Source organism: Microcoleus sp. M2_D5, from assembly GCF_036701935.1.
GTDB lineage: Bacteria > Cyanobacteriota > Cyanobacteriia > Cyanobacteriales > Microcoleaceae > Microcoleus.
Genome location: NZ_JAUBRP010000071.1, coordinates 1 through 5773, shown reverse-complemented (window position 1 = coordinate 5773; position 5773 = coordinate 1). Strand labels below are relative to the sequence as shown.

The window sequence follows — 5773 nt, the reverse complement described above, 5'->3', positions numbered from 1 at the left end:
GCACCGACAATTACTCAAAATCCAGCACCGGTCTCAAATCTGCCACCAGCACCGACAATTACTCAAAATCCAGCACCGGTCTCAAATCTGCCACCAGCACCGACAATTACTCAAAATCCAGCACCAGTCTCAAATCTGCCACCAGCACCGACAATTACTCAAAATCCAGCACCGGTCTCAAATCTGCCACCAGCACCGACAATTACTCAAAATCCAGTGGTTGCGCCTGCTGCTGCGCCCATAAATCTCGCACCGATACCGACACAGGTACTCCCAGCCAACCAGCCGCCCAGCACAAATCGTTTATTTTCCCCCAGCTTGCAACAGCAAAACCAGATATCTAATTCCTTGCAACAGCGCAATTCACCTCCCGCGTCTGGGAATCTTGAAGCTTCCAAGTTGCCAACTAACGTCGGCTCTGTTATTTTTCCCGTGGAGGAGAGATTTACCAGCGAATTTGTCGATTACCTAAATTTGCCATCAACAAATACGATCGCCACCTTAGAAGATGCCCAAAATACCCTTCGCAGTGTCCAACAAGCCACAGGGATCAAACCCGCTCTCATTTATATCAGCTTTGTACCCAGGGGCTCTACAGTCGATCGGCCTTACAGCAGTTCTTCCATCTTGCGCGTAGAACAGCAAATTCAAGCCTCTGACGAACTGGAAATGATGGTGATCGCCCCCGAAGGCGTGCCGGTTCGCCAGCGCATCCCTGGAACCTCTCGCGCCCAGGTAATGGAAGCTGTTCGCAAATTTCGCGATGAACTGACTAATCCGGTAAAGCGCAACACTAAAAGTTATTTGCCCTTGGCTCAGCAACTCTACCTGTGGATGGTAGCGCCGCTCGAAGCAGAACTGCAAGCCAAAGGCATTGATAATTTATCTTTTATCTCAGATATGGGGTTGCGATCGATACCGATGGGTGCCCTGCACGACGGCAAAGGCTTTCTGGTAGAGCGTTACAGTGTTGGATCGATGCCGAGTCTGAGTTTGACAGATACCAGCGCCACCAATTTCAAAAATACCCAAGTTCTGGCAATGGGGGCGTCGCAATTTCCAGAGATGAGTCCTTTGCCTGCGGTGGAAATAGAAGTATCGACAATCACGCCGCAGCAGTGGCCCGGCAAGTCTTTCTTGAACGAAGCTTTCACCCTGGCTAATTTAAAATCGCAGCGCCAGCAGTATCCTTTTGGGATGATTCACTTGGCTACTCACGCCGAATTTCGATCGGGAGCTCCTAGCGAATCCTTTATTCAGTTGTGGGATACTAAACTGCGTTTGGATCAGTTGCGGCAAATGGGATGGCACAGCCCGCAAGTGGAAATGTTAGTTTTGAGTGCTTGCAAGACTGCTGTGGGCGATAGAGAGGCCGAGTTGGGCTTTGGCGGGTTAGCCGTGCAAGCGGGGGTTAAATCGGCTATGGCGACTCTTTGGTATGTCAGCGACGAGGGCAGTTTGGGGTTGATGGCGGAGTTTTACGGGCAGTTAAAAACTGCTCCGATTAAAGCAGAAGCACTGCGGCAAGCCCAATTAGCGATGTTGCGCCAAGAGGTGCGAATTGAAGGGGGGATGCTGCACACTTCTGTTGGCAATCTGCCGCTACCCCCGGAATTGGCAAACACGACGACTCAGAATTTCTCTCATCCTTATTATTGGTCTGCTTTTAGAATGATTGGCAATCCTTGGTAATAAGGTTTGTTTTAGTCGATCGATTGTTGGCTAATTGTGGGAGATTTCGATCGGCGGGGTTGGGGAATATGGGTATAATCGATCGCAATTTAGAGCGCTCCTTCGGCGTTTGTGCGATCGTTTCATACCGAGATTCAGCAACGCCCATCTTTTCTTGTGGAAGGGGCCGGAGATCCCGTCTTAGCTATTTTTTGCAAGAGGTCTAATTTAACGTAAGTCTGTGGGTAAGCTGTGGAGCATTTAAATTGGAAATTCGGGACAGGCTAGAAGCCCGTCCCACAAAATTTTTATTAATTTTTGACACACAATTTAAATGTAGAACAGCTTACGATCGTCGCCCAAAACATCTTCCACCATCTTCAATCAGCCTCTAAATCGCCGGAATCATCCCCGATCGCACCCTTAACATCCTCTCAGCAACGGCGGATGCACCAAAAGAACCCCAAAACCCAGGAAGTAGAGGGGGAGTACGTTTGATGTGTTTGTGCGCGTAAATGGCGCGATCGCCCCCCTCAAGTGCAATTCCTAACCTCGTTTCAATCTCCCTGCGGCAAATTCTCCAGCCAAACCTCTAAATCCTCGATCGACTGAAAATCTAACAATTCCTCTGCTAGAGTTTCAATTTGCTCGATCGACAAATCAGCAATTCTAGTAGTGATAGATTCCGGTAATGTTCCAACTCGCCGATTGAACAGACGGCGATTTAACTGACGTAAAATCAAGGCTCTTCCTTCTTGTTCGCGGCCTTCTTCCTTAGCTTCCCGATAAAACCGAGTTTCCTCAAGCGTAATCCCTAACATCGCCTCTGCCTCCCTTCGGTTCAAATTTGTGAACTTGTAAACCAGTATTGTCGTCAGCATCTCTATTATGGCGCGACTCGCTGCCTCAGATTCCTCCCGCTGCGATCGCGCCAGCAACAATCGCGCCGCTTCGGGCGTACTCGCTTCGTCGATCGTCGTCAAAGCCATCAGCGCCACCCCCAGCGGCAACTGTTCAATATCCCCCAACTCATCCAAATATACGCGATGCACCTGATTGCAGTTCAAGAGCGATCGATAGGGATGCGTGTCTGATTGTTCAGTCGATCGAGTAGGATAAATTACCACCGCTTCCCAATCTGTAAATCGCTGACGGTTGCGATAAAAATACAAAAACGACTCACCAAACAATCGCTCATAAAGCAATTCATCCCGCTGAAACTGCACCTCACAGAAATATACAACTCCAGGCTCAGCATCCGGCGGCAAAAACACCCCATCAATTTCAAACTTCGGTTCCTTCACCGCAACGGAGTCAAATCGATATTGTTCCGCATTCGATGGTGACTCTTCCAATAGCTCAAACAGCAGCGTCGGAGCTTCTTGAAATAACTTGTAAAATATAGAATCTCGACGCATTACCTTAACATCTCCTCTAGCCTGTGCAACTCATCCAACCGTCAGTCGATTTGAGATTTGAGATTTGAGATTTGAGATTTGACTCGCCTTGATGAATCAAGGATTCCAGATAGCCCCAGACCAAAAAACATCCTATATTTTTAGTCTGGGACGCACTCCCGACAAAGAAACCGGGTTTTTTACTCTTTCTCTGGGTAACAACCAAGGGTTGTCGTAAAAAAACCCGGTTTCTGGCCCCCATTTAGTCTGGGACGCACTCCCGACAAAGAAACCGGGTTTTTTACTCTTTCTCTGGGTAACAACCAAGAGTTGTCGTAAAAAAACCCGGTTTCTGGCCCCCATGCGTCAGTCCTCATTTGGTTAATCGGCGATCGAATTTCGCCCATCAGCATTCGGTGTTTCCTTACTTTCAACTCGTCCAACCTCAATCCGTCAGCCAGAATCAACAAACGTGACTTGACAAGCGAATTTCAAAGGTGGTACCCGCCACGTGATTTATCTCGCGCAAATCAATCCAAAATCTCAAATCGAAAATCCTCAAGCCCCGGCATTTATCTCGCGCAAGTAAATCTAAAATCTAAAATCTAAAATCTAAAATCGATTGACGGGGTGACACTCGTCTGGTGGGTCAATAGTAGCTTGTTGTATGCGTCCGCGCGATCGCCCACTCGCACCTCAACAACCGCCCATCACTCATAATTGCCACAAAAATTCAAAATCTCAAACCCAAAACTGCCCAACCCCAGTACGATCGATCTAGTTAGCAAAAATAAGTAAAAACACTACCGGAGTAATTTTTATGGATCTGGTCGTACTCCAGAACTGGCTGGACAACATCTCCTTTGCCGTTTTGTTCTCAACAATGCTGATTTACTGGGTTGGCGCAGCATTCCCCGGCATTCCCTACCTGGGGGCCCTAGGAACCGCAGGAATGGCCGTCGCCAACCTATCCATCGCCGCTTTACTCGGTTCTCGATGGATAGAAGCCGGCTACTTCCCCTTAAGCAATCTCTACGAATCCCTATTTTTCCTAGTTTGGGGAATCACCGCCATCCACCTAGTCGCGGAAAACATGAGCCGTTCCCGCTTAGTAGGAGTAGCCACATCCCCCGTAGCAATGGCAATATCCGCCTTTGCAGCCCTGACTCTGCCCGCCACCATGCAATCAGCAGAGCCCCTAGTACCCGCCCTCAAATCAAACTGGCTGATGATGCACGTTAGCGTCATGATGCTCAGTTACTCAACTTTAATGGTAGGAGCGTTACTGGCGATCGCCTTTTTAATCGTCACCCGCGGCCAAAAAATCGAACTCACCGGTAGTTCCTTCGGCACCAACAGCAACCGCAACGGCAACTACCGCCTCCAACGCCCTCAAAACCCCGAACCTCAAAATGCAGAAACCAGCGCCGACAGCGCCTTAGTTTTCAGCGAACCCTCTTTCAACTCCAACAATAACGGTTTGGGTACCACCGCAGTGCTCGAATTAGCCACCGTTCAAACCCCATCAACCGCCCCAACTCAAACCGCAGAACCTCTCTCGCCCCAGCGCTTGAATCTAGCAGAAACTCTTGATAACATTAGCTATCGCATCATCGGTTTAGGATTCCCCTTACTGACAGTTGGCATTATTGCCGGTGCAGTTTGGGCTAACGAAGCTTGGGGATCGTACTGGAGTTGGGACCCGAAAGAAACTTGGGCGCTGATTACTTGGTTGGTATTTGCTGCTTACCTGCACGCCCGCATTACTCGTGGCTGGCAGGGAAGACGCCCAGCAATTTTAGCCGCCACAGGTTTTGTGGTAGTTTGGATTTGCTATCTAGGCGTTAATCTTTTAGGCAAAGGTTTACATTCCTACGGTTGGTTTTTCTAATTCCCGATCGACCAATCAGCCATAGAAGAACAGGATAAGTCAAAGAATCGGGATTAATACAATCTCCGGTTGTAGGGTGGGCCATTCCCACCTTACTCAACCAGCGAGATTCTAATAATTAACTCCCTCTTCCTTCTTATAAATTCGGTCTTCCTCACATCCGTTACATCCCGTACATTGCTCGTTGCCGAACTTCATTCATTAAAATAAGGACAATTAATATGGACGAATCCCCAATATTTCCCCAACAAGACGATGTTGTTTCTGCCCCTACCAGCGCTTTGATGTATCAATGTACATTCAAAGTCAGCGAATTTATGGCAATCATGCAGTCAAAATTGGTAGACGAAAAATTATTCTCAGACGGCCTGGATTGCGAGCTATTAAGTGCTGGCAAAGACTGGACTAAAGGAAAACTTAGAATGCGTCTGGAGTTCATTCCGCTCGAACCTGAAATCAAACAACAAAAAGCCCTTCCTGCCGCAGCAGAAAGCTCAGACACCGTGCAAAAATCTGCGGTAGATACCTCAAATAAAACCGATATAGATGATCCATTAAAGCAATGTGAATCAACAGAAATAAGTAATCATTTTCCTGTTTCTAGGTATCCAGACCGCGACCCCCAAAGTATAGGAATGTGGAGCTAGGAAGGCAAAGACTGAGAGATTGGGAGAAGGGGATGCTTCCCCTTCTTTGCTCAAAATCCATCGGTTAAATCCCGGACAATGCTCGTTTTCTAAGGAATGAGAATTAAATAACTTCCACAAGTTTGTGGGATGGGCGTCCCGCCCGTCATGAGTGGACGGGCGGGACG

At 48.2% G+C, this 5773-nt stretch carries 6 protein-coding genes; 4 read left to right on the top strand and 2 right to left on the bottom strand.

The window, feature by feature from the left end; all coding sequences use genetic code 11:
- Positions 1–1692: CHAT domain-containing protein (locus QUA50_RS23525; RefSeq protein ID WP_333433668.1), on the top strand; the 1692-nt coding region annotated here is incomplete at its 5' end.
- On the opposite strand, the gene QUA50_RS23520 is transcribed toward QUA50_RS23525, so the two are convergent.
- On the bottom strand, positions 1667–1840 hold the full coding sequence (locus QUA50_RS23520; protein ID WP_333298889.1) for a hypothetical protein: 174 nt from the start codon (positions 1838–1840) through the stop codon (positions 1667–1669). The two genes, QUA50_RS23525 and QUA50_RS23520, sit on opposite strands and share 26 nt — an antisense overlap.
- Before the next feature lie 149 nt (positions 1841–1989).
- On the opposite strand from QUA50_RS23520, the gene QUA50_RS23515 reads away from it, so the two are divergent.
- On the top strand, positions 1990–2169 hold the full coding sequence (locus QUA50_RS23515) for a hypothetical protein (protein WP_333267516.1): 180 nt from the start codon (positions 1990–1992) through the stop codon (positions 2167–2169).
- 59 nt (positions 2170–2228) lie between these two features.
- On the opposite strand, the gene QUA50_RS23510 is transcribed toward QUA50_RS23515, so the two are convergent.
- Positions 2229–3089 carry an Rpn family recombination-promoting nuclease/putative transposase gene (locus QUA50_RS23510; RefSeq protein WP_333267518.1) on the bottom strand — a complete coding sequence of 287 codons (861 nt, stop codon included), beginning with the start codon at positions 3087–3089 and terminating at the stop codon, positions 2229–2231.
- 799 nt (positions 3090–3888) lie between these two features.
- Here QUA50_RS23510 and ccsB point away from each other — a divergent pair.
- Complete coding sequence (gene ccsB / locus QUA50_RS23505; protein WP_333267520.1) at positions 3889–4959, top strand: c-type cytochrome biogenesis protein CcsB; 1071 nt, start codon at positions 3889–3891, stop codon at positions 4957–4959.
- 221 nt (positions 4960–5180) lie between these two features.
- The gene (locus QUA50_RS23500) at positions 5181–5606 is read left to right on the top strand and encodes a KGK domain-containing protein (RefSeq protein ID WP_333267522.1); all 426 of its coding nucleotides are present in this window, start codon (positions 5181–5183) and stop codon (positions 5604–5606) included.
- Positions 5607–5773: the final 167 nt, after the last annotated feature.